25 protein-coding genes and 1 other RNA gene are annotated in these 25,277 nt (G+C 39.7%); 15 read left to right on the forward strand and 11 right to left on the reverse strand.

What is annotated here, in order from left to right; genetic code table 11:
* From aroB to FH971_RS01720, 3 genes are all read left to right on the forward strand, one after another.
* Positions 1-1,077, forward strand: a complete 1,077-nt coding sequence (aroB, locus tag FH971_RS01710; RefSeq protein ID WP_140233125.1) for a 3-dehydroquinate synthase — start codon at positions 1-3, stop codon at positions 1,075-1,077.
* A 19-nt stretch (positions 1,078-1,096) separates the two neighbouring features.
* On the forward strand, positions 1,097-2,500 hold the full coding sequence (locus tag FH971_RS01715) for an AAA family ATPase (protein ID WP_140233126.1): 1,404 nt from the start codon (positions 1,097-1,099) through the stop codon (positions 2,498-2,500).
* 132 nt (positions 2,501-2,632) lie between these two features.
* Positions 2,633-3,472: a Dam family site-specific DNA-(adenine-N6)-methyltransferase gene (locus FH971_RS01720; protein WP_140233127.1), complete on the forward strand. Its 840-nt coding sequence runs from the start codon at positions 2,633-2,635 to the stop codon at positions 3,470-3,472.
* Positions 3,473-3,521: 49 nt separating this feature from the next.
* Here the strand turns inward: FH971_RS01720 and FH971_RS01725 are convergent, their stop codons facing one another.
* Positions 3,522-3,701: a DUF2970 domain-containing protein gene (locus FH971_RS01725; RefSeq protein WP_137223523.1), complete on the reverse strand. Its 180-nt coding sequence runs from the start codon at positions 3,699-3,701 to the stop codon at positions 3,522-3,524.
* Complete coding sequence (locus FH971_RS01730; RefSeq protein ID WP_137223521.1) at positions 3,701-4,078, reverse strand: hypothetical protein; 378 nt, start codon at positions 4,076-4,078, stop codon at positions 3,701-3,703. The genes FH971_RS01725 and FH971_RS01730 overlap by 1 nt, the downstream gene beginning before the upstream one ends.
* Before the next feature lie 289 nt (positions 4,079-4,367).
* Here FH971_RS01730 and rpe point away from each other — a divergent pair, with 289 nt between their 5' ends.
* The 3 genes from rpe to trpS are packed head-to-tail and all read left to right on the forward strand — an operon-like array spanning position 4,368 to position 6,798.
* On the forward strand, positions 4,368-5,039 hold the full coding sequence (gene rpe, locus FH971_RS01735; protein WP_137223519.1) for a ribulose-phosphate 3-epimerase: 672 nt from the start codon (positions 4,368-4,370) through the stop codon (positions 5,037-5,039).
* A 30-nt stretch (positions 5,040-5,069) separates the two neighbouring features.
* Positions 5,070-5,762: a phosphoglycolate phosphatase gene (locus tag FH971_RS01740; protein WP_140233128.1), complete on the forward strand. Its 693-nt coding sequence runs from the start codon at positions 5,070-5,072 to the stop codon at positions 5,760-5,762.
* Positions 5,763-5,799: 37 nt separating this feature from the next.
* Positions 5,800-6,798 carry a tryptophan--tRNA ligase gene (gene trpS / locus FH971_RS01745; protein WP_140233129.1) on the forward strand — a complete coding sequence of 333 codons (999 nt, stop codon included), beginning with the start codon at positions 5,800-5,802 and terminating at the stop codon, positions 6,796-6,798.
* A 308-nt stretch (positions 6,799-7,106) separates the two neighbouring features.
* Here trpS and FH971_RS01750 read toward each other — a convergent pair whose 3' ends face one another.
* The 4 genes from FH971_RS01750 to FH971_RS01765 form a co-directional block, all read right to left on the reverse strand.
* The gene (locus FH971_RS01750; RefSeq protein WP_137223513.1) at positions 7,107-7,676 is read right to left on the reverse strand and encodes a BON domain-containing protein; all 570 of its coding nucleotides are present in this window, start codon (positions 7,674-7,676) and stop codon (positions 7,107-7,109) included.
* On the reverse strand, positions 7,673-8,266 hold the full coding sequence (locus tag FH971_RS01755; RefSeq protein WP_137223511.1) for a phosphoheptose isomerase: 594 nt from the start codon (positions 8,264-8,266) through the stop codon (positions 7,673-7,675). The genes FH971_RS01750 and FH971_RS01755 overlap by 4 nt, the downstream gene beginning before the upstream one ends.
* A gap of 127 nt (positions 8,267-8,393) precedes the next feature.
* Entirely contained in the window at positions 8,394-8,720 is a 327-nt protein-coding gene (locus FH971_RS01760) for a YraN family protein (RefSeq protein ID WP_137223509.1), read from the reverse strand.
* Positions 8,717-10,540 (reverse strand): penicillin-binding protein activator, encoded by a 1,824-nt coding sequence (locus FH971_RS01765; RefSeq protein WP_137223507.1) that lies wholly within the window; start codon positions 10,538-10,540, stop codon positions 8,717-8,719. The genes FH971_RS01760 and FH971_RS01765 overlap by 4 nt, the downstream gene beginning before the upstream one ends.
* Before the next feature lie 89 nt (positions 10,541-10,629).
* Between FH971_RS01765 and rsmI the strand changes: the two genes are divergently transcribed.
* Positions 10,630-11,472 carry a 16S rRNA (cytidine(1402)-2'-O)-methyltransferase gene (gene rsmI / locus FH971_RS01770; RefSeq protein WP_137223505.1) on the forward strand — a complete coding sequence of 281 codons (843 nt, stop codon included), beginning with the start codon at positions 10,630-10,632 and terminating at the stop codon, positions 11,470-11,472.
* A gap of 54 nt (positions 11,473-11,526) precedes the next feature.
* An RNA gene (rnpB, locus tag FH971_RS01775) (RNase P RNA component class A) lies at positions 11,527-11,880 on the forward strand.
* 624 nt (positions 11,881-12,504) lie between these two features.
* Here the strand turns inward: rnpB and FH971_RS01780 are convergent.
* Positions 12,505-13,332, reverse strand: a complete 828-nt coding sequence (locus FH971_RS01780; RefSeq protein ID WP_137223503.1) for a mechanosensitive ion channel family protein — start codon at positions 13,330-13,332, stop codon at positions 12,505-12,507.
* Between the two features lie 345 nt (positions 13,333-13,677).
* Here FH971_RS01780 and FH971_RS01785 point away from each other — a divergent pair, with 345 nt between their 5' ends.
* The 4 genes from FH971_RS01785 (at position 13,678) to FH971_RS01800 (ending at position 18,286) form a co-directional block, all read left to right on the forward strand.
* Positions 13,678-14,694, forward strand: a complete 1,017-nt coding sequence (locus FH971_RS01785) for a tyrosine-type recombinase/integrase (protein WP_140233130.1) — start codon at positions 13,678-13,680, stop codon at positions 14,692-14,694.
* Between the two features lie 686 nt (positions 14,695-15,380).
* Entirely contained in the window at positions 15,381-15,935 is a 555-nt protein-coding gene (locus FH971_RS01790; protein ID WP_140233131.1) for a DUF4365 domain-containing protein, read from the forward strand.
* Positions 15,928-17,061 carry a hypothetical protein gene (locus FH971_RS01795; RefSeq protein ID WP_140233132.1) on the forward strand — a complete coding sequence of 378 codons (1,134 nt, stop codon included), beginning with the start codon at positions 15,928-15,930 and terminating at the stop codon, positions 17,059-17,061. Before FH971_RS01790 ends, FH971_RS01795 begins: the two co-directional genes overlap by 8 nt.
* Positions 17,062-17,317: 256 nt before the next feature.
* On the forward strand, positions 17,318-18,286 hold the full coding sequence (locus FH971_RS01800) for a transposase (RefSeq protein WP_140233133.1): 969 nt from the start codon (positions 17,318-17,320) through the stop codon (positions 18,284-18,286).
* Between the two features lie 206 nt (positions 18,287-18,492).
* Here FH971_RS01800 and FH971_RS01805 read toward each other — a convergent pair whose 3' ends face one another.
* The 4 genes from FH971_RS01805 to FH971_RS01815 form a co-directional block, all read right to left on the reverse strand.
* Positions 18,493-18,651, reverse strand: a complete 159-nt coding sequence (locus FH971_RS01805; RefSeq protein ID WP_140233134.1) for a metallophosphoesterase — start codon at positions 18,649-18,651, stop codon at positions 18,493-18,495.
* Between the two features lie 63 nt (positions 18,652-18,714).
* Positions 18,715-19,023 carry a hypothetical protein gene (locus tag FH971_RS01810; RefSeq protein ID WP_140233135.1) on the reverse strand — a complete coding sequence of 103 codons (309 nt, stop codon included), beginning with the start codon at positions 19,021-19,023 and terminating at the stop codon, positions 18,715-18,717.
* Between the two features lie 120 nt (positions 19,024-19,143).
* Positions 19,144-19,302 carry a hypothetical protein gene (locus FH971_RS20355; protein WP_167495971.1) on the reverse strand — a complete coding sequence of 53 codons (159 nt, stop codon included), beginning with the start codon at positions 19,300-19,302 and terminating at the stop codon, positions 19,144-19,146.
* A 109-nt stretch (positions 19,303-19,411) separates the two neighbouring features.
* Positions 19,412-19,822, reverse strand: a complete 411-nt coding sequence (locus tag FH971_RS01815; RefSeq protein ID WP_140233136.1) for a hypothetical protein — start codon at positions 19,820-19,822, stop codon at positions 19,412-19,414.
* Positions 19,823-20,266: 444 nt separating this feature from the next.
* Between FH971_RS01815 and FH971_RS01820 the strand changes: the two genes are divergently transcribed.
* The 3 genes from FH971_RS01820 to FH971_RS01830 all read left to right on the forward strand — a co-directional run bounded on the left by FH971_RS01820 (position 20,267) and on the right by FH971_RS01830 (position 25,192).
* Entirely contained in the window at positions 20,267-21,013 is a 747-nt protein-coding gene (locus tag FH971_RS01820) for a hypothetical protein (protein ID WP_140233137.1), read from the forward strand.
* Positions 21,014-21,223: 210 nt separating this feature from the next.
* Positions 21,224-22,837 (forward strand): hypothetical protein, encoded by a 1,614-nt coding sequence (locus FH971_RS01825; protein ID WP_140233138.1) that lies wholly within the window; start codon positions 21,224-21,226, stop codon positions 22,835-22,837.
* A gap of 219 nt (positions 22,838-23,056) precedes the next feature.
* Positions 23,057-25,192 carry a TonB-dependent siderophore receptor gene (locus FH971_RS01830; protein WP_140233139.1) on the forward strand — a complete coding sequence of 712 codons (2,136 nt, stop codon included), beginning with the start codon at positions 23,057-23,059 and terminating at the stop codon, positions 25,190-25,192.
* The last annotated feature ends 85 nt before the right edge of the window (positions 25,193-25,277 follow it).

Raw genomic sequence — 25,277 nt, forward strand, 5'->3', positions numbered from 1 at the left:
ATGCAACAGATTCAGGTTCAATTAGGTGATAGAAGTTACCCCATTTACATTGGCCAGGATTTGATGAGTGACAGCGAGTTATTTACTCGCTACCTAACACACAAAAAAGCCTTAATTGTTTCAAATGACACCATTGCTCCGTTGTATCTGAAAAAGATACAACAAGCGATGAGCGCTTGCGCGCGCATTGAAACGGTTATTTTGCCTGATGGCGAAAAATTTAAAGATTTACAACATCTAGATTATATTTTTACCGGATTACTTGAGCATAATTTTGCCCGTGATTCTGTATTAGTTGCGTTAGGTGGTGGTGTTGTTGGTGATATGACTGGTTTCGCGGCAGCGTGTTATCAGCGTGGAATTGATTTTATCCAAGTACCCACTACGTTACTGTCCCAAGTTGATTCTTCTGTTGGTGGTAAAACAGCAGTAAATCATCCGCTCGGGAAAAATATGATTGGTGCATTTTATCAACCCAAATCTGTGATTATCGATACACTTTGCTTAAATACATTACCCGCAAATGAGTTTGCTGCAGGGATGGCCGAAGTGATTAAGTACGGTATTATTTGGGATACAGACTTTTTTCAATGGCTTGAGGCCAATGTTGAAGCATTAAAATCGCTTCAAACTGATGCGCTAACCTATGCGATTGCTAAATGTTGCCAAATTAAAGCAGATGTTGTTGAGCAAGATGAAACAGAACAAGGTGTAAGAGCATTATTAAACCTTGGACATACCTTTGGGCATGCTATCGAAGCTGAAATGGGCTACGGTGTCTGGTTGCATGGTGAAGCCGTTGCTGCTGGGACTATTCTTGCAGCACAAACAGCATATAAGCTTAATTTATTAGATAAGCAAAGTGTTGAGCGTATTCGCCAACTGATGTTGGCGTTTGATTTACCTGTAACGGCTCCTGAGTCGATGGGTTTTGAACATTTTATTAAGCATATGCGCCGCGATAAAAAAGTCCTAGGTGGTAAAATTCGCTTAGTGTTACCTACAGGAATAGGTCAAGCTGATGTGTTTAGTGAAGTTAGTGAAGACTTACTTAAACAGGTTGTTAGCGGCTTATAAACTATAGTGTGGTGAATCTTTGACGACTCCAGGGCTATTGTTACTACCCACTCAAGAAGCGCTAGTTCAGCGTTTGCAGCACATTGCTAGCTATAGCGAGCAGTTGTTGGTTATTTGTGGGGGCAATGGTTCGGGTAAGTCAACGCTAACGGCTGCACTAGCGAGTGAGTTAGATGACTATAATTCTGCATTAATCATTTGTCCTCAACATGCAGATAGTGCGGAAATTCGCCGAAAAATTCTGGTTCAATTAATCTCAGCCCCTATCTTCGATGATGAGCGTCCTTTAATGGACACAGTGCTCAGAATCCAATCCAGTTTAAAAAAGCCATTACATATTATTATTGATGATGCTGATTTCTTGCCGAAAGATATCTGGGCGGAATGCATCTTGCTGAGTCAAATATACTGTGCAGGTAAACCTGTTGCTGTAACGATGACTGTTACGCCTAGTTTTTGGCAAACCTTAGTCGCCGACTTAACAGATGATACTCGCGCTAAGTTATTACCTGTCACAATTGAATCCTTATCGGTTGCAGAACGTGACGGCTTGTATCAGAGTTTATTACTGAGAAGTCGACAAACGCCGTTTATCCCACGTGAAATTATCCATAAACAATTAGAGAAACAACAAGGCACACCAGCTGAAGTTGTTAAATTGTTAGCGTTAGCATTAGAAGAGCCTCAAACAGATAAAACTCCTTGGCGTTTCGCGACTAAGTTGTCTATCACTGTATTTGTCATATCAATTTGTGTCGCTATTGGTTTCGTGGTCAGTACACTATTACCTCAACCAATTGCCACATCGCCGCAACCAACGTTGACGGTCGAAGAAGCTATCGAACGTGAAAGCGCGCATCAATATCTAATTGAATTTGCAGATAATACGTTGAATAAATACTTTTCTCTGCGGGGACTAACACGGGCTGAATTTGGTGACAATTACCCGCCAATGTTGTTAGTTGAATCGCAAAAAGTAGTCGGCAGTTTGGTTGTGGATAATAATGACTTAACCTTCTCTAATGAATTGCCTGCAAACAATTACACCGATGTGAAGGTGAGTTCGTCAATAAAAGGGCTGTCCTTTGAAGGCGAATTAACCAAAGTAAAAATCAAAGCGGCAGATAAACCAAGTGATATTGTTGAGAGAGATAATAAACAGCTTGTGAAAGTACAAGGTTTTACACTGCAACTCGCAAGCGTAAATGATAAATCATCACTCACTCCTATTTTGGCAAAGCTTGCGCAAGAGTCGCAGGTTTTCATTATGAGCAACAAACAACGTTATATCTTATTTTTAGGCGATTTCGATGATTTAGCTGCGGCAAACTCGAAAGCTAAAATGCTCCAGAAAAAGTATGGGTTGGCTGAACCTTGGGTAAGAAAGTGGGCGGACTTAAATGATTATAAACGGCAAGATTAAGTGTTTTGTATTCAACGCTATCTAAGTCAATAATATGAAAATTCGACACAATTATTCTACTTTAGCCGATGATAATTGTTGCTAAACAGAGTACAATCTTGTGCTTTAATTTTGCTGGCATAATGACTATTCATGATAAAAAAGCATAGAGCCTTTCTCAAATGGGCGGGTGGTAAATATAAACTCGTTGATGAGCTAGCAAAACACCTTCCATCTGGAAATCGACTTATTGAGCCTTTTGTTGGGGCGGGATCGGTTTTTCTCAATACTCATTATGATGAGTACTTGTTATGCGACATTAACCAAGACTTAATCAATCTATATCAAATTGTTAAACAGCAGCCGGATGTCTATATCGAAGCGGCAAAGGCAATGTTCGTTGATGAAATGAATGATAAAGAAGCCTATTATCGTATTCGAGCAGAATTCAATCTTTGTCGTGATCCTTTTACTCGCTCGGTTTATTTTCTATACATGAACCGCCATGGTTTTAATGGCTTGTGTCGTTATAACCGCAAGGGTGGTTTTAACGTGCCATTTGGTTCGTATAAAAAACCGTATTTTCCTGAAGCTGAAATTCGTCACTTTTCATTAAAAGCGCAAAAAGCGACTTTTAAATGCATTAGTTATGAGCAGGCGTTTGATTTAGCTAATAGCGGTGACGTTATTTATTGTGATCCTCCATACGCGCCATTATCAACGACCGCCAGCTTTACCACATATGTGGGGCCAGGTTTTAGTTTAGACGACCAAGCATTACTCGCGCGTCATTCACGGCTTATTGCTCACGAACGCAATATTCCGGTGTTGATCAGTAATCATGATATTCCATTAACACGAGAGTTATATCGTGGCGCCTCTTTCTCAACGATTTCTGTACAACGTAATATTAGCCAAAAAGGCAGCTCACGGAAAAAAGTGGATGAAATTATGGCGTTGTACGACCAACATTATCGCGAAGAAGAGTGGTAAAACCGCTACATTAACGGGTACTTTAGTGGGTGTGTATAACGGCTGCTGATTAACTTAGCACTTGGTTGACGACTAATATCAAAGAAATGACTAATGCTATAGCGAGAATTATCCCCATGATAATAAAAGGTAGCGGGGATTGAGTTTTAAAATCTTTTTGGCGATTCTGCTCTGTCTGCACACCAAAGAAAGCTGCAACAGTGCTACTGAACACCTGCCAAATCGACATTAGTGTAAGATCTGATTTGAACTACTAGAAGTTGGCATATCATTCAAAGGTTTATCTTTGTGACCATGGATCAACTCTAGTAAATCAATAAAGTGAAATTGGCTTGAACGGCTATTACCTGCTACCCAATTCCCCCAACTGACATCATTTGACTGCTCTGTGCAGCGATTTTTAGGATGACTGCTTGGTAGTTTGGCGTCGTAACTTGCGTTGCTATTGCATACACAGGTTTCGCCACTGGCATTATGGATCTCTGATGCTATCAATACTTGGCTTAATAATAATGCAAGTGCTGACGTTGCAAATACAGCATAAACAGATGCTGGCAATATTTTGCCATCATGATTCGAAAGTTTGCGAAGTAATTGCTTAACCATAAGGGTTACTTTATCCGTGGTTTATATATCGGTTGAAGTGACGACTAATATTAAATCCTAGACCAAATGTGAATCCACAATTTAGTCCTTAAGATAACAACTTTTTTGAGTATAGCAAAATAGCTTAGTTATTGAACACTGGTTTATGTGTAAAAAATAACAATTCCTACTTCTGGTCTAGTTTTAGACTAAAATCGCATTATAAATGGGTTATTTCCCTTGCTAGACTAGAGGCTTGCAGCCGCAAAGGGTAAAATGTCGTCACTTTGATCTGCCAATAGAGAAGATTATGCGCCCATTTTTAATTGCACCATCAATTTTGTCCGCCGATTTTGCCCGTTTAGGTGACGATGTTAAAGCCGTATTAGATGCAGGTTCAGACGTTGTTCATTTTGATGTAATGGACAATCACTATGTTCCAAATTTGACCATAGGCCCAATGGTCTGCACGGCGTTACGCAATTACGGTATCACCGCAGATATTGATGTGCATTTAATGGTTAAACCTGTGGATCGCATTATTCCTGATTTTGCTAAAGCTGGCGCATCCATCATTACTTTTCATCCAGAAGCTTCAGAGCATGTTGATCGCACTCTACAATTGATTAAAGAGTCTGGCTGTAAAGCGGGTTTAGTGCTTAATCCTGCTACCCCACTGCATTATTTAGATCATGTGATGGATAAGCTTGATGTGATTTTGTTGATGTCTGTTAACCCAGGTTTTGGTGGTCAGTCATTTATTCCGCATACACTCGAAAAACTTCGCCAAGTACGTGCGCTTATTGACGCCAGTGGCTTTGATATTCGCTTAGAAGTGGATGGCGGCGTTAAAGTCGATAATATCGCAGAGATCGCCGCAGCGGGTGCAGATATGTTTGTCGCTGGTTCGGCCATTTTCAGTCAAGCAGATTATAAAGTTGTTATTGATCAAATGCGTGCTGAACTCGCTTCTGTATCATAATATCTTTATTCGCCATCAGTGGGACTTTACATGATGCAATGGTCAAATATCAGCGCAATAGCTTTTGATTTAGATGGCACGCTAATAGACAGCGTACCTGATTTAGTTGTGGCTACAAATGCCACCTTAGCACAAAGCCAATATCCACCAGTGACAGATGCATTGGTGCGTAGTTGGGTGGGTAATGGTGCTAAAATGTTAATGCAACGAGCACTAAGTTATTCCTCTTCCATGGCAGAAGACTCTCCAGAACTGCAGGCGATGCTTGAGCAAACTATGCCGCAATTTTTGCGTAATTATGGTGAAAACTTACAAAAGCATAGCCGTTTGTATCCGGGCGTATTAGCTACGTTACAACAGTTAACAGAAGCGGGTTTCAAACTCGCTATTGTCACCAACAAACCTTACCGATTTACGGTACCGTTATTAACGGCTTTTGGTATTGATGGCTTTTTTTCTGAAGTACTTGCTGGTGATTCATTGGCAAAAATGAAGCCTGATCCCATGCCATTACAACATCTACTTAAACAATGGAAGTTAGAGGCATCGCATTTACTCATGGTCGGCGATTCAAAGAATGATATTTTTGCAGCCAAAGGCGCGAATGTTATGTCTATTGGCTTGACCTACGGTTACAACTACGGCGAAGATATCGGTCTAAGTCATCCGGATGCGGTATGCGAACATTTTGCTGATATTGGTCAGTACCTACTGCCACAATAATTTACTATTCATAAGATAAACTGGAGCAATAAAACACATGACTAAACCCATAGTTCTCAGCGGTGCACAGCCATCAGGCGAATTAACCATAGGTAATTATATGGGCGCACTTCGTCAATGGGTTGCCATGCAAGATAGTCATGATTGCCTATATTGTGTTGTTGATTTACATGCCATTACCGTTCGCCAAGATCCAAAAAAGCTGCGAGAAGCCTGTTTAGATACTTTGGCGTTATACCTTGCTTGTGGTGTTGACCCTAAAAAAAGTACAGTGTTTATTCAGTCGCAAGTGCCGCAGCACACACAGTTGGGTTGGGCATTAAACTGCTACACCCAAATGGGTGAGTTAAATCGTATGACCCAGTTTAAAGATAAGTCGTTAAAGCATGCCAATAATATCAACGTTGGTTTATATGGCTATCCAGTATTGATGGCGGCAGATATTTTGCTTTATCAAGCCAATGAAATCCCTGTTGGTCAAGACCAAAAGCAACACTTAGAACTGACCCGTGATATCGCTACTCGTTTTAACAATGCCTATGGCGACACCTTTACCATTCCTGAACCGTTCATTCCAGAACACGGTGCTAAGGTCATGTCGTTGCAAGAACCGCTTAAAAAGATGTCTAAATCGGATGATAACCGTAACAACGTGATTGGTTTGCTTGAAGATCCTAAAGTGATCTTAAAGAAAGTGAAAAAAGCCATGACCGACAGCGACGAGCCACCAGTAGTGCGTTTTGACATGGAGCAAAAGCCAGGTGTTTCAAATTTATTGAGCTTAATGTCTGGTTGTACTGGGCAATCAATCGCTGCTTTAGAAGCAGAGTTTGAAGGCAAAATGTATGGTCATTTAAAAGTGGCAACCGGCGAAGCTGTTGTGGGTATGCTAGAGCCATTACAAGCTCGCTTTAAAGAGTATCGTGCTGACGAGGCATTCTTACACCAAGTTATGGCCGAAGGTGCGGCAAAAGCCCAAGCTCGTGCAGCCGTAACCATTAAAAAGGTTTATGAGAAGATTGGTCTTATCGTATAAACCATCAAGGATTAACGTTAATTAAGCCAGCATTTTTGCTGGCTTATTTTTTGTGACGTTTAATTTAATATGCGGTTATTTAATATGTGGTTATTGAGTTGACGGTTGCTGGGGTGACTATTATTTGATGAGGCGTTGTTGGGCTTATTAAAGTTTTAAAAAGGTCTGCTGGATAAATCCAATATGAACAATCTTTTTGATACTACCGTTTCTGCTTTATGCCATTGATACAAATAAAGGTAAAAAAAATTCATCGAGCAAAATGCTGGATGAATCTTATACCGCTAACAAAATGTGGGACAGTTGGATTAAGAATCAGTATATTCAAATACCTTAATCACTTTACGAACTCCGGCAGTATTTCGAGCGACGTCTACGGCTAAATCAGCTTGCTTGTGGTCAATTAAGCCCAGTAAAAACACTTCACCATTTTCGGTAATCACTTTCACTCGAGTAATATCGAGAGATTTCTCATTCAGCATACGGCCTTTCACTTTGGTTGTTACCCAAGTGTCGTTACTGCGAGTGGTGAATGAGGTGGGATTACCAATACGAATTTGGTTATGTATTTTGCCGCCGATTTGTAAATCTTGCACTACTTTAACGGCTTTATCGCGCAGCATCGAGTTAGGCGCTTGACCTATCATCAATACATTATTGTTCATCACAATTGCCGCAATATGGGTTTGATTATTAAGGTCATCATGTTTCGACAATGCGCTGGCAATAACAAAGTCAGCATTAGTATCGCTGACTTGAGTGCTCATGCTGCGTTCGTCATTAACCATCTTGGCACCGCTAACGGCACCAACCATGACTGCACCAGCACATCCCTGCAATATTGCTAGAGTTGTGATGATGAGTAACCCTTTTATCATGCTTGTTCATCCTGTGGGAACAAGGTGCGATCGATGTTATCGCATAAACAGTGAATAACCAGCAAATGGACTTCTTGAATACGTGCAGTGACGTTTGATGGTACACGAATTTCTACATCACCCGCACTCATCAAGCCAGCCATTGCGCCGCCATCTTTACCAGTTAGCGCAACAATTGTCATGTCGCGGCTTAATGCTGCTTCCATGGCTTTAATAACGTTGCCAGAGTTACCACTGGTCGAAATAGCTAATAAAATATCGCCCGGTTGACCCAATGCAAAGATTTGCTTCGAGAAAATTTCATCGTAGTTATAATCGTTAGCAATGGCGGTAATCGTTGACGTGTCACAGCTTAATGCAATTGCAGGTAGCGGCGGACGTTCAATTTCATAACGGTTTAATAATTCAGCAGAGAAGTGTTGAGCATCGCCAGCACTGCCGCCATTACCGCATGACAGAATTTTATTTCCGCCAAGTAGACATTGCACCATCATCTCTGCAGCTTTTTCAATCGGCTCTGGTAATGCTTCTGCAGCATCAATCTTAGTCTGAATTGATTCGGTGAAACTATCTCTAATACGTTCTAACATGCAACAATCCTTACGCTAAATTATATCTACGATGTCTCTGATGGGCTTTTTGTGAGCATCCATCAGTTAGACTCAGTAATTTGACTATATAATGCCATAAATCAAAGTTATGGTAATCAGTTGTTGCTTAAAAACACCCTTGTAGCCAGTTTATTTCATCATTATTCATTGCAATGACATCAAAGCGACAAGGTGGATTCAATTTTTGTCGTTGTAAATAATGATCTGCCGCCAATCTTATCCGGGTGATCTGTTTGCTTGTTAATGCATTTAAGGCACCACCAAATTGGTTTGACGCCCTAAATTTTACTTCAACAAACACCCACACATCCTGTTGGCGCATAATCAAATCTATTTCACCAAATGGGTAACGCACATTAGCCTCTACAAACGTCAGACCTTGTTGTTCAAGATAAGTTCGCGCTTGTTGCTCAGCTAATTGTCCACGGTTCATAGTGGTGTTAATTGCCCTTTAGTATATAGACCCCAAGACAATTGACGATCAATCACCCCATTAGGTTTAACCGATAATGCACCACTTCGCCCCATAAATTGATAACCAGGGAAAGCACGCATTTGCGCTAAACGATTAACCAATTCAAGTGCATCGAAGCCCATTACATATAAACGTTTTTGGCTGTTATTCCAACCACTCCATAGCTCTGCCACCATTTGAGTTTCGTCATTAGACTGCATTAACCATGGAACATCACTAATCATCAAGTTATTCAGTTCTTGCGATGACTGGGCCGACTCATTTTCGAGGCGACTTCGGCTAGTGGTATACAAGGCGACTGGTTCAGAGAATACGCTAAAGTTAACATCTAAAAACGGCTTAAGTAGAGCCAAGTCTTGTGAACCTGAAATCATGTAGATTGCATCAATATCTTGACGTGAACGGAAATCAGCCTCTAAACGACTGCCCAACAATTCACGCATTCTAGCGATGCGAGCTTGGCTGTCTTTAACGCCCAAGGCTTCTTGAACGGTCAGTTTCATTTGGTCGCCGGCATCATAATAATGCACTTCAACAGTATTATTTGTTAGGGCTAACCACGCCTGATTAAAGCTCTCAGCCATACGTTTACCAATAGAATCATTACTGGCAAGCAATAATGGCAACTTTACCCCGTCGTTAAACAGTTTTTGCGCGGCATCACTGGCTTCTTGCGCCGGAGACAATGAAAAATAAAAGAGATTAGCCTGCGGCGTAAACGTATCAGTTTGGTTTAAATATAGTTGAGGTACAGTGGTTTTTTGCTTGTCGTTGATTTTTTGTAACTCTTCAACCTCATTGGGTAATAATGGCCCAATGATAAACTCTGCACCTTTGGCAATAGCTTGCTGATAAGCGCCAGTCACACCTTGCTGAGTATCATAAAAGTTAAGTGAGACATTGCTATCGAAGTCAGATAGATAACTAGATAATAATCCTTGGCGGATAGGTTCTGCAACCGCAGCTCGTGGACCTGTTAACGGTAATAATATCGCAATATTTTGCGGTCTAAAGGGTTTAGCATTAAGTGCTTTTTCTAAATCGTTAGGTAACTTCATCGCAGCTGGATGGTAAGGATTATTACGTTGCCACTCACCTAAATAACGTACTAGTTGAGACGGCTCAACGGCATAATGTTTAGCGATATAAGTCAGTTGTAACCAACCAGAAAAAATAGGATTAGATTGATCGCGCATAAATGCTTGCACGGTTTCTTCATGCAATGGCTGGAGTAATTTCCAGATAACATTGTTAAGGGCTGCAGTTTCAGACTTTGGTAGGTAATTACTTAATAAGCTTAATTGTTTAACTTGCTCAATGGGTTGTTGGGTATGTTTATACAATTTAGCTTTAAATTGGTGATAGCTGGCCATTTGCCATCGTGGTAGCTGCCAATGTGGTGGATACTGTAAAATATCTAAAGCGGCTTGGCTGTTAGTGGTTTTCTCCGCAATGCGAGCGCGCAAATAGATATGCTCAGCCTGAAGTGATTGCACATTCACCATCGACTTTTGCATTGAGGTTAAAACATTAGTTGCAGCATTAAAATTACCATCATTTATATAAGCGTGAGCGGCGAGTAATAAATAACGATCGCGCTTTTCTGGTAAACTGCTTTTGGTTGCTTGAGCCAAATAAATTTTAGCCGGATGCTCCGCGGCAACGAGCGATGCACTTGCTTCAACGTTATCTTGCTGTTTTTGGGTAGCGCAACTGGCCACCAATACAGAGAAAATCAACGCACACACAAATTTTGTAGTATTCAGTCTTTTTAACACTTGGCTATACTCTGGTAAGATGCTGGCACTAGTTTAACCTGCTCTTACGCTTGGCGAAAGTATCAGGTAGATTCATTATCGAGGTAATTATGGACCAAATGGTCGCGCTGTATATTGTTCCCACCCCAATTGGTAATTTTGGCGACATCAGCGCTCGGGCAATAGAGGTGCTGCAACAGGTTGATTTAATCGCCTGTGAAGACACACGCCACAGCGGAAGACTGCTTAGTCACTTTGGTATTGAAACCCGTAAAACGGCATTACATGATCATAATGAACGTGACCGAGTGCAATGGATAGTTGAACAATTAGATGCCGGAAAGTCAATTGCGCTTATTTCCGACGCGGGTACACCGTTAATTTCTGACCCTGGCTACCATTTAGTTAACCATGTTCGTCAAGCGGGTCATCGAGTGATACCGTTACCAGGTGCTTGTGCCGCGATTACGGCCTTGAGTGCATCTGGTTTGCCGTCCGATCGATTCAGTTTTGAAGGTTTTTTACCCTCAAAAGAAAAAGCCCGTATCGACAAATTAGAATTTCTGAAAGAAGATCCTCGTACATTGATATTTTACGAGTCTCCGCATCGTATTCTTTATAGTCTTGCCGCTATTGTTGAGGTGTTAGGCGAAGACAGACAAATAGTGATGGCTCGTGAAGTCACTAAAATGTTTGAAACTTTTCTCTCTGGGACTGCAGCAGAAGTCTTAGCGTTAGTAGAAGCCGATGATAATCAGCAAAAAGGCGAAATAGTGATTATGTGCCACGGCTTTACCTTAACAGACGAAGAGGGTATTCCTGCGGTTGCTGTCGCCACGTTGAAGTTACTTTGTGAAGAACTACCACTTAAAAAAGCTGCAGCAATAGCCGCGCAAATACACGGTTTAAAGAAAAATGCCTTGTATAAATATGGTTTAGAACTGGATTTATAAAAAGCCCGTCGCTTTGGCATTGGTTTGTTGGTCTGCTTAGGCTATAATCCGCGCCGAGTTGGCCAGACAGTTGCCGCGTACGCAAGTACGGGGAGGAAAGTCCGGGCTTCAAAGAGCAGGGTACCAGGTAACGCCTGGGCGGTGTGAACCGACGACAAGTGCAACAGAGAGGAAACCGCCATTTTGGCTTCGGCTAAAGTGGTAAGGGTGAAAGGGTGCGGTAAGAGCGCACCGTGCGGCTAGCAATAGTCCGTAGCAAGGTAAACTCTACCCGAAGCAAGACCAAATAGGGTCCCGTATGGCGCTGCTCGCGTTGGGACCGGGTAGGTCGCTTGAGCCTGTGAGCGATTGCAGGCCTAGATGAATAACTGTCCTCGACAGGACCCGGCTTATCGGCCAACTCACCTCTTTACATGAAAGGCCTCGCAGCAATGCGAGGCCTTTTTTTATAGGCTAAAACTCAAGCCTGAAAAATTTTACCAGCAAATAACTGTCCACTCCGCGCTCAACTAGGGCATGGCGGCTTATCGGCCAACTCACCTCTTTACATGAAAGGCCTCGTAGCAATGCGAGGCCTTTTTTTGTTGGTATGAAAAATTATTGATTATCGTCATTGCCTACCCCAAAGGGAGGAATCAAGCTTATTTATACTAAACCTTCATGCGGACTAATTGCCTGACGCAGGTGACCTATAGATTGTGACAAATGTGGAGAGCATATTAATAAGCGAACTTATGTTTATGATTAAGCAAGGCGCTGTAAGCACTAATAATGTTAGCTGTATTAGGAACAAATAAGTCAGTTTTTGATTGCCAGATTGAAGATATGAAATAAAGTTTACACTTACCCCACAAGCTCAAAAAATTGAGTAATTAAAAATAGCGAAAAATAAGAGTCGTAAAATAAATGAAAGGAGTGAAATTAAGATTTCATAATAATAGGTGGCTAGCTAACACAGACGCGATTTATAGGCTAATAAAAACGAGCAAGGCCCTAAGGCACTTGCTCGTTGTTGTCATCAAAACATAGAGATTATTGTTCTTTTTCGATGATCAGCTTTCTGTGTGGGAAAGGAATTTCAATACCTGCTTCATCCAGTGCTTTTTTGATTTGCTCAGGGATTGAGTACAGGATGTCGAAGTAATGTTCACCATGACAGAAAGGACGGACCAAGAAGTCCACTGAACTGTCATTTAAGGTTTCAACTTCAACAAATGGCACTGGGTCTTTTAAAATATGTGGATGAGCTGCCAATACCGCATCAATAACTTTGCGTACTTCATCGGTATTTTCTTTGTAAGCCACACCAAAGTGCATATCTACACCACGAATATCATGGAAAGAATGGTTAACGATTTGAGCCCCCCAAATTTGATTGTTCGGCACAATAATATGCTGATTATCAAAAGTTTTAAGGATCGTGGTGAATAAATCGATTTCTTGAACATTACCGAATCGATCAGCAGCGCTAATAAAGTCACCTACTTTATAAGGACGGAATAGTAATAACATTACGCCTGCAGCAAGGTTAGATAATGTTCCTTGCAATGCTAAACCAACAGCTAAACCAGCAGCACCTAACAATGCCACAATAGAGGCTGTTTGCACGCCAAAACGATTTAACACCGCTATAGCAACGAAAGCGAGAATGATGTACTTCGCTACACTGCCTAAAAAACGGAATAATGTGTTGTCGAGTTTATCGTAACTTTCACCAATTTTATTGATGATTGAGCTCATTTTATTAGCAATATAAAGACCAACGATTAAAATTAGCGCAGCTAATAATACATTGATCCCTACATCAATTATTAACGGTAGGTATTGATTAATATCGATTTGTTCTACGTAGTCTTGCATTTAATGCCTCCTGCATAAAAGGAATACTTGCTTTATGTTTGACGGTAACTTGTATTGGATCTTACATCTGATTAGATATTAACTTGGTTTGTTAAATTCTATGACTTAATGTAACAACATTGTTGTCGCGATAAGCTTAACACAATCATGGGCTAATGTGATGACAATCACTTTAAGAATGACTGAGAAGAGTTTGTTTTTGCTTGAATTAATGGTGGGTATCATGACTTCGCAACAGAAATTAAAACTAAGCTTATGTCTATTAAATAAAAAGGACGTTAGTTGAATAAATAACATGGCCCATGATTATTGGCTGCAACATAAAATGGGTGGCTTAATAAATCGGTGCACGAAGAACCTGAAGTACTCCCGTTAATTAACGATATGTTGGCTCAGTGGCAAGCTAGTTGGGAAGATTTATCTGACAAGGAAGTCAAAGGGCGGATTCGGTATACGGATATATTAGTCCATCTATTTGGGAAGCAGCCAGTTAACATCACAGCCAAAGAAGCTGACAAATTAATGAAGACGGTTGATGCCATGCCAAAATCTAACATCAACCCATATAGTAAGTGGACTCAAACTCAAAGAATTGATGCAGCGCTAGATGGGTCAATACCTAAAGAAGATAGAGTTACCAGTTCTAAGCATGCTCTAAAGGTTTATCAAGGGTTCTATAAGTGGTTAAAAAGAGAACATATCATTGATGAAAGTCCTTTTAATCAAATGAGGTATGAAAATAAACAGGGTGGTAAACGAGGCGCATTTAACATTGCTCAGGTTCAGCGAATACTTGATTTTAGTGTGAAATGTGAAGATCCGGCTAAGAAATGGGTACCGTTACTTATGGCTTACAGCGGTATGAGGAATGGTGAAATACAGCGGCTAACTAAAAGTGACGTCAGATGCTGTCAAGTTACAAAGGTTTGGTACATCCGTATCACCGACAGTAAAACTATCGCTTCTTCACGGGAAGTCCCAATAGCTCAGGCTTTGTTAGATTTAGGATTTTTATCGTTTATAAACACTTTAGATGAGGGGAGAATCTTTACCGTTTCTGATAAGTGGTTAACGCGTTACTACAGCGGTGTTTTGAAGCGAGTCTGTGATTTACCGTCGGTTGCACTGCGAGGCGGAGCTTTGTCCGTTTATTCTTTTAGGCATACGGTTACATCTCTAATACGGTCAGCAGGGGCTAATATCGCAATGACATCTGCAATTATGGGTCATAGCACTGAAGGTGGGATTCAGGCTCACTATACTCATACAGAGCTGTTTAGTTTACAAGAATTGAAGGATATTGTTGATGCTATTCCTTATAGGCCTAAGGTTAGCGACAACCTGCAGGAGGTAGGCAGTTAAGTAGAGCATAACGCGCTGTAGAGCTCATTAGGAAGTGAAGCGGCATGCTTGGGCGTAGATGGTGAGGGGTTTTTGTAAAAAGGTCCTGTAATTGCTTGCTAGACCACTCAAATGAAAATCTCCGGTTAGTAGCCCGAGGTTTTAAGCTTTTTGATGCAAGAAGCGATAGTTCCAGAGCGTTGCCATCATCGCTGTATCGGTCCACATTCTAAAACTAGAGTGGCAAATCTAAAAAGATTGCTTTGACTCACTTTTGTCCCTCTACATGTAGCGTATATACTCATATCAGATCATGACGTTGGCTGTAGAAGTACCATTTTTAATAGCACATTACACAGTTACAACACAGAGAAAACCTGATTTATGTGGCATTGCAAGTCAACCGAGATTAAATAAATACCAGCAAGTGCTGGATAAGCTAGATATCTTTGAACTCTTTGGAAATAACAGTTTCAAGTTCACTTACCAAAATTAAACCTTAACACCTTGGCCGTGAAGGTTTTTGTATATCTGGTTTATGGTAGATCTTTCTGTTACCTTCTACTAATGCGTATTCTCAAGTACAAAAACCATTCCATTATCTAACCAATATGGTGTGGTTTTACTTAGGTGTTCTTGATGACACTTTCCCTTGAGTGAGGCTAGTCTTTTGGAATTATAAGTTGTAGCAAGGAATATATAAGCTAATGAGTAACGTGAGAGGGCAGGGTGGCTCTTTAACTTCCCACTCGAAAGAGTTGGTAAGTATTAGTTATATGTTTGCAATTTGTGCACAGACTGGACTTAACCTAACAGAACCTAAACTTGATAATGATGGGGTTGATGTCACTCTTCGTGGCAAAGGATATAAAAGCTACGCTTGGTCAAAGCCTAAACTTGACATTCAGCTAAAATGTACACGTTTTAAAAGATCTAATATCAACTTCAAAAGTAGTACATTATCTTTTCAGTTAAAAAAAGAGAACTACAATGAGCTTATCGATTTAGATTATCCTAGTATTCTGATTGTGCATACGGTTCCAACTAACCAAGCTGATTGGATAAAGCTGACTAACCATAGCATAGGCCTTCGGTACAACTGTTATTGGTATAGTCTTATGGGTGAAGCCGAGCTTTCTAAGGGGAGTAGAACATTGAAAATCCCTTTGAGTCAAAGATTAACGCCTGAGGCAGCTATGTGGCTTATGGAGCAAGTCGCATCAAAAAAACCAATTCAGAATACAGGAGGAGTTTATGTCTAAATTAGAAACTCTTCGTTTGTCATTGGAAAAATATTTAAGCCATAATAATTGGGTTACTGATAAAGAAAACTCATCTGAAAATCTTACTTTATGGGTTAATAATCAACTCAATGAGAGTATTACACTTCCTACGGCTTTAGGTCTTCATCACAAACGATCTGAGAAGGCGGTGAATGAAGCAATCGAAGATTTAGCTGAGATCATCGGCGAGCCTGTATTGAGGTTAGAGCAAAAAATTCAAAGTCTGCTAGTCCCTGCTGCGGATCATATTCATATTCGTGCGGCTGGAAGCGCTATTGAGCATGGCAAAATTAACTTCAGAACAAATCATAAAATTGAGTCTGCAATTTATTCGATTATTAAGTCTGCAGCCAACAGCTTTATTAAAAAGGGGCGAAACAACAAAAAAGAGAAAAAAGTGAGTAAATCTCAATTTATTGAAAATTACTTGAGCTGTGTCAATACAGTAATTCCAGCTGGCGGATCATTTATTTATAACTTAGATGTTGACCTGTTAAAGTCAGATGGCTTTGAGGGCTCTGAAAGCTTGCAAAGATATGTAAATAGTAAACTGGCAAATGTACTCAATGAACTATTTTTGATAAATGTGGATAATGTGACGACAGCGACTCTTGTTAATATGGGGTTAAGTGACGATATTTTTTCAGGTTTTATTAGTTTATTTGCTGATGATGTTGAAACTATTGAATGTAGTTTTGACTGGTCTGATACCGAGCCTGCGCCGAAGTTAAAAGCAAACAAGTTAGTGTTTACTCGGAGTCATAGAGAGAAGGTCATAAAGCTCCAAGCTAAGTTTAATTCGAGTAAATCGTTTTTACTAAGGAATGCAAATGCTCATTTAAGCAGACTTGATCTGAAATCAGATCATGCATTAGTTCGCTTAAAAATATTTTTGGAAAGTTCTGAAAGAACTTGTGATGCTCAAATTGATATGGACACCGCACAAGAATTGATGAAAACTCTGGGTGAGAATATTGAGCAGCCTGTAATTATTAATGCAACCGCATGGGTTGAAACAACCGCATCTAAGCGTCAATACAGCCTTTCAAATATAACCTCAATTAGCTCAGAGAAAGAGAAAATCTTACCTTTGTTTGATAACTAATACCTTTGTTTGATAACTAATACCTTTTATTGAATCACCTTTAAGTTCTGCTTTCTCATATTTAAATATAAGAAAGTAGAACTTAAAGGAGGTGAGCTTAATTTGCTAAGCCCTAACCCAAGGATATAAATTAGAAAGTTCGGCAAAGTAGCTGGAGCCACTGAAGTTAATATAATAAATGTGGACAGCCACAATAAATCGCGTGATTTAGCATCTTCTACTAAACTCAATAAAGTTGTCGATGTTGAAGTTTGTTATGCCACGCCCTCGTAGAAGTCAGATTAGTGTTGAAGACACGCCATTTTATCACTGCTGTAGCCGTGTAGTACGGCGTGCTTACCTTTGTGGCGATGATAAATTTTCTGGCCGGAACTACGATCATCGCCGTGGTTGGGTCGGGTCTCTATTACTTGAATTAGTTGATGTTTTCGCTATTGATTTAGCTGCCTTTGCTGTGATGTCAAACCATCAACACGTGGTGTTGCGGATTGATATAGAAACTGCAAACCGCTGGACTGACCGAGAAGTACTTGAACAGTGGCATAAACTGTTTAACGGTGATGAGTTAACTCAAAAATTTGTTAAAGGTGAGTTAGTTGAAACTCATGAAGTGCTCAGATTAAAACACACCATTGCCACTTACCGCAGTCGTTTATGTGATATTTCTTGGTTCATGCGTTGTTTAAATGAACCGATTGCAAGGCAAGAAGATAACTGCTCAGGTCGTTTCTGGGAAGGGCGCTTTAAGTCGCAAGCTCTGCTCGATGAAGCCGCTGTACTCGCTTGTATGGCTTATGTTGATCTCAATCCCATTAGAGCTAAGATGGCTGACACACCAGAGCATTCAGAGCATACCAGTATTCAATTGCGCATTAGGGCGGCATTAAAAAGCGAACACCCCAAAAACTTACTGCCTTTCATTGGTAACGAGCGTAAAAACCAGCCCAAAGGTATTGCGTTTTCATTGCAAGATTATCTCGAACTGGTTGACGATACTGGACGTGTTATTCGCAATGGTAAGCGAGGTGCTATCAGCACCAATAGTGCTAAGTTACTCACAAAATTGAATATTCCTCAAGACAATTGGCTCAAACTCACCACTGATTTTGGCAAGCTATTTCACGGGCCGGTGGGCACACTTCAAGAACTCACTCACTACTGTGAGCATTTAGAAAAGCGGCGACGACACTTTGCCAGTTGCTGCCAGTATCTAAAAGCGGGCTGACATTTATCTTCTTGTAATAACAATTTATTCCAAATCAGCTTATCCATTTAATGGGTTAGGAAGTTGTGCCTAAAAATCACTCTTTTTGAAGAAAATCAGTTCATTTGGCTAATCAGCTTCCATAAACACCTGCCATATCGGCCTTCAGGCAGCGATGTTCATTAATCTCACTTGAGTGCATGTCGAAAGAGCATTATGTTACTGTTTTATAATGGATGGCCATATTTCTTATCCACCTTCTGGGCATTACTGTCACAAAGTAAGTCCCCCGTTAAGCAAATAACATCAAAATCATCTTGTACCTGAGTAATCCAATCAAAATGCTTTTGAATAAAATGAAGATCACTGAGATGTAGTATTTTCATATTCATACCTTTATGTGTAGTTCTAGGCCTATGCAGACCTAGTGGGAAAAGGTTTTGCTTTACCTAACGCTGAGGAAGCATTGCATTGATTTCTGCATACGAAAATTCTTTTGATAGGTTATCGTCATTGAATACTTCCTTTCCCGTATATGGTTTGTGATGTTCACTTCTGCTTTGAAAAACTTCGATCTTTACACCGAGTAATGATCCAAGGTCTTTTTTCACCTGATAATTAGGTGACTCCCCCGTTCCTAATGTGCCGAATCGTACAGTGGCCTGAAACTTTTCACTTCCCATATTGGCTAATACACTTTGTAAGAAATCATAACCTTTTGCATTAACACTTTCGGTAGTCCAAATTAGTTTTGTCATTTATCTTAGTCCTTTTTTGAGTGGCTAGACGGTGATTTCATCAATGAGAAGTAAGCTCACATATGAGCTGGTAGGGGAGTGAGCCTCTACCAGTTCAGAGCTACTATGTTCGTTGTGTATCTATTTGAACATTTGATGACTTTTTATCAATGTACAAGATGGCTCATCTTCTCGTTCATCCAGATTTTCTAACTGATACACAGCTTTGATTTCTTTGCCAATCTCTCTATTTACTAACTCTAGAGAATCAGCTTCAACAGCTTTTAAATATGCTTGCATTAATTCACGGTTATTTTGGATAATTAGAAAAATCTCATTTGTAAGCTTTTGGTTTTACTCTGAGATTGCCGCCTGAGCGATTTCTTTTGGTAACATAATAACTCTCCTGTTAAGTGTTAAATTCAGATTTAGATAAAGCAACTTCTGCCTTTACAATACCTTTTTTCTTCCAACCCCTTAAGTAACCAGATCTCAAATTACCACTTACACTTGAGCTTTCGGTAAACCGGGTTGAAACCCAATCCCTGATTTCTGTGGTTCCATTAGAAAAAGTTATTTTTACAAAAGCTTGTTTAATAGCCATGAACTTTTTCTTAAACTCCTCTTCGGACTCAGGATAAAACATTAATTCAAGCTTATGAGAAATTGAGTGCTGATCACTCTCTTGATTTACTGAAGGTTCTTTTCCTTCATAAGCATCTAGGATTTTTTCTATCACACTTGATGGAGTAGCAAACCCGTCAGCGTGGCTTTCTAGCCTCTTATATAAATCATCGGTAATACGTATTACTTGACTCATCACCTTATTCTCCCCTACAAACTTTGGTTATAATGTAACATGGTAACCAAAATGTGCAAGTTTTGTTTTTGTGGAAACGTATTATGGTATGTATATGCATCTTTTTTTGCTGACTTCACGGTAACGTACACTAACCAGAAGTGTGCCCCCAAATCTTCAGTCGACATGATTCAAAATACCTTCGAATCCCTTGTTCAACATGTTTTCCTCTTAAAATAAAACGCTTCACATAACTTCTTTGCAAAAATATTTTGCGTAAAATTTTCGCGAATACGTACCTACTGCTAACCCATTGTGTCAGTCATTATTCCCTTAACAAAAACGAGACAGCTTGGTGAGTGTTATTCATCATCAAATATCTGTCTGTATAAGCGTCTTATCTGCCGTCCCAAAGGTATTCCGGTTAAAGATTGTTGCTTATGGCGCTAGATTAAGGGAAATATTATGTATAGATCGATATGTAACGTGGTGATTTTTGGGGTAATGATGTTGGTATCGGCATGTTCAAGTGACGTTAGCCCTTATCATGGGAACCAAGGCGACACCCCTAAAGTATTTGATAGTCAGTTTTTTAGTGGCCAATGGAGTGTGATAAAAGCGCAAGGTAAATATACTCATTTCGCCAACAGAAAACCTCACATTGTGTCTATTTACCAAGGTGATTTAGAGAGTCTTAACAGCAGAATTACGCAAAATAAAGTCGCCGGACTACGCCTTGAAACCATTGTCGCGGCTCAAGGTAAAAGTAAAATACAGGCGCTACTAAATAATATAAATGAATTTGAATATATTAATAAACATTACACCTCTGAGAATATTGATAGTGTTCAAGAATCCACCATTTATAACGGTGCTAAGCCATTACGAAAAGACTTTGTACAAAAGAATGAAGCTAATACCTTAGTTTTTGATTACTACAACCAAAACAATGTTGTCGTTGGTCTTAATGCTTTTGTACTGTTTGAGTATCAACATTTTACTGTGTTGCGAAAAAATCAACGTGAGCATTTTGCTCATGCTAAGACGACATATAAGCAATTGGGTTTGGATATTAATATCGACGTTGATTTTATAATGCTCAACGATAAACAAAATATGGTTGGTATTGATGTGGTGAACGATGAACTCATTATTGTGTACAACTTTGGCCGAGGTGAAAGGAATTACGCTATTTTAGAAAAAGTGAAATAGTAACAACTGAGTTTTTATTGGTTTATGTGAGATCTGAGTATTAATATAAGCGTGAGAGCTCAAATGATGAAGTTTATTAATCATTAAACTAAATAATTCTGGGCTAGATGCATTGTTAATATATCCTTTAGAAAAATAACCCCGCTGTATTTTTTTGAGTATTAATTAATTTCAACATTGAAAACAAATGTCGATTATAAAAGGACCGTTATGAGTAACGAAATCATTGAGCCACGTAGTACTTGGACAATGCGACTAATTTCACCAAAGTTTAATGATGAACTCTATCTTTGGATGTCTACCATCCCAATATTTTGTGGTGTGATGCAGTTTATCCTCAGTTTTTTTTACTACCTGAGATTTATGGGACTGGTATTTGTTGGGGCAAGTGGCCCTAAAGCATCGAATGGCGGCGGTTTAGGCGCGCTAATGTTGGTTATTTTAGCTTTCTTGTTCACCATAGGACTATTTTGCGCTTTTGTTATTGGGTTTTCCTACGGTTTTACATCGTTAGGTTGGCTTTATGAAAGGGCTCCTTGGTTATTGTACTTGTGGCTAACCGTTGTTATTTTGGGGTCAATGTTTAAAAACAGCATAAAAGTTAAAGCCATTGGTGATAATGCTGATAAATATGGCTTAACTATTGTGTATTACTATGGTATGGGATTGACGGCTTTTTTAGTGTTACTGGTATCTAATCATGTTTTTGAAAATAATATGGTTGAAACGGGAGGGGGAAATTGGGCGTTAATTCCATTCGGTATTGTTGCCTGCTTTTTGTCTTTATTTCATGGCATTATTAAGCCCGCCATTACTTCAATTATTGTGCTCTATATTCGCTTATTCGTAAAAGCGGATGATAAGGTCAACGCGCTTATTTTGCAGCGCAATGAAGCGGCTATGGTAGCGGTAAAATCAGGTCGTAAGGGGTTAAGTTATCTACGTTACGCAGCGTTATTTAGTTTAATTTCACCGCTTGTATTTGTGCGCTTACTAGACGTATTGGGTATGGGACAGCAAGTGCTTGGCACTTCATTAGCGCCTTATACATTCGATATATTCATGGCGATGTTCGGGCATATTGAAATGGCAATTTGGCTGGCACTATTTGCGTGGTTTGCTATTGCTGCCATTATAACGCCACAGCGTAGTTTACTGACAAAGCTTATCCGATTAAGTGGTAAGGAATCACTTGGTGCGACCAAAACAATTGCGGCTATTGGTGTTGTGTGTTTCAGTCTATTGGCTCTTGGAGTTTATGTTGATCTTGGTATTTCAAACGGATTTAACAAAAACAACCCAGAGAGCATTATTTTGCAAAAATCCCGTGATGGTAACCACTATTTATCATCACGTTATGCCAAAGAATTCGCGATAAATCAACCAGAGTTATTTGAGGTTTTTAATATTGAACCACCAAAAAAGACCACTATTTTTGGTGTAAAACCAGGTACAGCTAAATACAAAAAAGCCCAAAAAAACTATATTAATGATCACTATATTAAAGAAAGAACTGACATTGCTCAGTCTAAACATTATCAATTTAGGCAGGGGTTAGCATTTTATGAAATAGCATTATGTATTACTATTTTCTTAGGTATGTTTACGTTATCACCTATTCATTTAGGCATGTATTGTATATCCGGCTGTTTCATGTTTTTGATTTGTGCCACCAGTATTGAAGGCAACTTTGAATATATTGACGAAATAGAGAAAGATTCGTTGGAGATCATTGATAAATTATATTTTTATTCTACTCACAGCACGTTAAGTGGGGCCGAATATCGCCTTTATCGCGATGCGCAAAAACTCAAGTCTATATAACCATAATGACAGTTTATCTTGTCGTAATCTCAATGATCGACAAGATAAACTTCCCCTAATTCATTTATATTTAATTAGTTTTCCGATAAACATCAACACAAAGTGCTTGTATCGTTAACAAAATCATAATAAATGTAAACCATTAAATACAAATGGTTATCATTAGTGTTTAGTGTTATATTACGGCCAAATTTTACTGTTGTTAATGAGTAAGCTGTTATGCATTTGAACGTGATTAATATTGGGATATTAAGCCTGCTGTTACCTGTACTGAGTGTCAGTGCTAATGAACAAGGTACCGAAAAAGCTCCAAGTGAATCGATTGAAAAAATAACCGTAATGGGTCGAGCGCAGACATTTTACCGAGAATCATCGACCTCGGTTGGTGCTAAAGTCGAAACCGATATAATGGATTTGCCACAATCGGTGCAGGTGTTGAATGAGCAGTTGATTGTTGACCAAGCCGCACGTGAAATTACCGATTTATATCGTTCTATTGCAGGAGTGAGTGCCTACAGTTATTCGGGCGTAACGTTTCGTGGATTTAGAGATGACAGTAATGTTTTTTATGATGGTGTCAGAGGCGATCCATTTTCTGGTTTTGGCGTACCACAGTTATTCAATATAGAACGCGTTGAAGTGCTAAAAGGTCCTGCCGCAGCATTATACGGTGGTGGCGAACCGGGTGGCATGATCAATTATGTTACCAAGAAGCCGAGTTTTGTCCAAGACACCGAGGTAACATTAACTGCGGGTGATAACGACCGTATGGGTGGCTCAATAGACTCAAAAGGTGGCTTAACAGACAATATTGCTTATCGCCTTGGTGGTTTTTATGAACAAAAAGACAGTTTCCGAAATAATGCAGATTCTAAAAATACCGAGTTAACGGGTGGATTATTATTTCAACTTGGTGATGACACCACACTAACAACCTCGATTGATTACATTAAGCAAGACTTAGGCGGTAATCGTTTACGTGGTGTTCCGGTTGATGATGATGGTAATTTTTTGGTTGATCCAAGTTACAACGCCAATGAAAAATCTGATTATCAAAACCTTGAAGCAACAATATTACAAGCTGATTTACAACATCACTTTAGCGATGCTTTGAGTATGAATACCACAGTTCGTTACCTTGATAATGAACGCGTTCAAGGCTATCACGAATCCCAAGGCTGGGTAGATGTCAATGGCGACGGTGAAGCCAACGTCGACGATGAAACCATTAAGCGCGAGTACCGTAAGCAGTATCGTGCTAATAAAGAAATGAGCGTGACCTCCGATTTTGTGTATCGTTTAGACAGTGCCATTGAGCAAACTTTGCTATTTGGTGCAGATTACCATCATGTGGATACTGAATATAATTATTGGCGTGCTCGTTATGAAGCCGATGGCGTCGCTAATCTCAATATTTTTGATCTGAATTATGGTCAGAGCGATCCGGCTGATTACAACTTAACCGATCAAAACCGAGATGGTAGTAAAACTGAACGTATGGGTTTATATACTCAAGATCAAATTAGTTTAAGTGATAAATGGCTGCTGCTGATAGGCTTACGTTACGATCACTTTAATGATTTTGATAAAGAGACTGGTTTTGAGTATAGCGATCATCATGTGTCACCTCGAGGCGGCATAGTTTACAAGTATTCTCCAGATACCTCTTTTTATGCGAATTATTCTGAAAGTTTTAATCCGACATCTATTGGTGATCAAGAAGAGTCCAGTGCTGATGGTGGTTTATCACCAGAAATAGGTGAGCAGGTTGAAGTTGGTATTAAAAACCAGTGGTTTGACGGTAGTATGATGACCACGCTTGCTGTGTATCAAATTAACAAAAAAGACGTGGCCATGAATAATCCTGACTATACCGGTGACGATGATGGTATCGCAGCCTTAATCAGTTTAGGTCAAGTAGAAAGTAAAGGTGTTGAATTTACCCTAGTTGGTGATATCACCGCCGATTGGACCATTATGGCAAACTATGCCTATAACGATACCAGAGTCACTGAAGGTGATATTGGCGATACCTATGCAGATGGCAGTAAATTTGTGAACGCGCCACGACATCAAGCCGGTTTATGGACTCGTTATGATATCGACAGTTTACAGTCTGCTATTGCATTTGGTGCTGATTATGTCAGTGAGCAAGTCAGTGCGGATGCGCAAAAGGTTAAACCTTATACTGTATTTGATATGAGCTGGACAACAACCTGGCAAGAGACCCAATTTCAGTTAAATGTCAAAAACCTGTTTGATAAAGAATATGCAGTAAGTGGCTTTTCTGAACGTAATGGTCATTTCCCTGGTGCGCCAAGAGAAGTGGTATTACAGGTATCACATCACTTTTAACTTAAGACTATTAACGGAAGACCCATAAGGTCTTCTTTAATAAAAAAGGGAGTAAACAATTAATTGTTTATTCCCTTTTTTATTA

The sequence above is a fragment of the Shewanella polaris genome, from assembly GCF_006385555.1.
GTDB lineage: Bacteria > Pseudomonadota > Gammaproteobacteria > Enterobacterales > Shewanellaceae > Shewanella > Shewanella polaris.

Coding starts and splice junctions, on each gene's coding strand:
- aroB (WP_140233125.1), top strand. CDS start 1: ATGCAACAGATTCAGGTTCAATTAGGTGATAGAAGTTACCCCATTTAC.
- FH971_RS01720 (WP_140233127.1), top strand. CDS start 2,633: ATGATAAAAAAGCATAGAGCCTTTCTCAAATGGGCGGGTGGTAAATAT.
- FH971_RS01725 (WP_137223523.1), bottom strand. CDS start 3,701: ATGTCGATTTGGCAGGTGTTCAGTAGCACTGTTGCAGCTTTCTTTGGT.
- FH971_RS01730 (WP_137223521.1), bottom strand. CDS start 4,078: ATGGTTAAGCAATTACTTCGCAAACTTTCGAATCATGATGGCAAAATA.
- rpe (WP_137223519.1), top strand. CDS start 4,368: ATGCGCCCATTTTTAATTGCACCATCAATTTTGTCCGCCGATTTTGCC.
- FH971_RS01740 (WP_140233128.1), top strand. CDS start 5,070: ATGATGCAATGGTCAAATATCAGCGCAATAGCTTTTGATTTAGATGGC.
- trpS (WP_140233129.1), top strand. CDS start 5,800: ATGACTAAACCCATAGTTCTCAGCGGTGCACAGCCATCAGGCGAATTA.
- FH971_RS01750 (WP_137223513.1), bottom strand. CDS start 7,676: ATGATAAAAGGGTTACTCATCATCACAACTCTAGCAATATTGCAGGGA.
- FH971_RS01755 (WP_137223511.1), bottom strand. CDS start 8,266: ATGTTAGAACGTATTAGAGATAGTTTCACCGAATCAATTCAGACTAAG.
- FH971_RS01760 (WP_137223509.1), bottom strand. CDS start 8,720: ATGAACCGTGGACAATTAGCTGAGCAACAAGCGCGAACTTATCTTGAA.
- rsmI (WP_137223505.1), top strand. CDS start 10,630: ATGGACCAAATGGTCGCGCTGTATATTGTTCCCACCCCAATTGGTAAT.
- FH971_RS01780 (WP_137223503.1), bottom strand. CDS start 13,332: ATGCAAGACTACGTAGAACAAATCGATATTAATCAATACCTACCGTTA.
- FH971_RS01790 (WP_140233131.1), top strand. CDS start 15,381: ATGAGTAACGTGAGAGGGCAGGGTGGCTCTTTAACTTCCCACTCGAAA.
- FH971_RS01795 (WP_140233132.1), top strand. CDS start 15,928: ATGTCTAAATTAGAAACTCTTCGTTTGTCATTGGAAAAATATTTAAGC.
- FH971_RS01800 (WP_140233133.1), top strand. CDS start 17,318: ATGCCACGCCCTCGTAGAAGTCAGATTAGTGTTGAAGACACGCCATTT.
- FH971_RS01805 (WP_140233134.1), bottom strand. CDS start 18,651: ATGAAAATACTACATCTCAGTGATCTTCATTTTATTCAAAAGCATTTT.
- FH971_RS01810 (WP_140233135.1), bottom strand. CDS start 19,023: ATGACAAAACTAATTTGGACTACCGAAAGTGTTAATGCAAAAGGTTAT.
- FH971_RS20355 (WP_167495971.1), bottom strand. CDS start 19,302: ATGCAAGCATATTTAAAAGCTGTTGAAGCTGATTCTCTAGAGTTAGTA.
- FH971_RS01815 (WP_140233136.1), bottom strand. CDS start 19,822: ATGAGTCAAGTAATACGTATTACCGATGATTTATATAAGAGGCTAGAA.
- FH971_RS01820 (WP_140233137.1), top strand. CDS start 20,267: ATGTATAGATCGATATGTAACGTGGTGATTTTTGGGGTAATGATGTTG.
- FH971_RS01825 (WP_140233138.1), top strand. CDS start 21,224: ATGAGTAACGAAATCATTGAGCCACGTAGTACTTGGACAATGCGACTA.
- FH971_RS01830 (WP_140233139.1), top strand. CDS start 23,057: ATGCATTTGAACGTGATTAATATTGGGATATTAAGCCTGCTGTTACCT.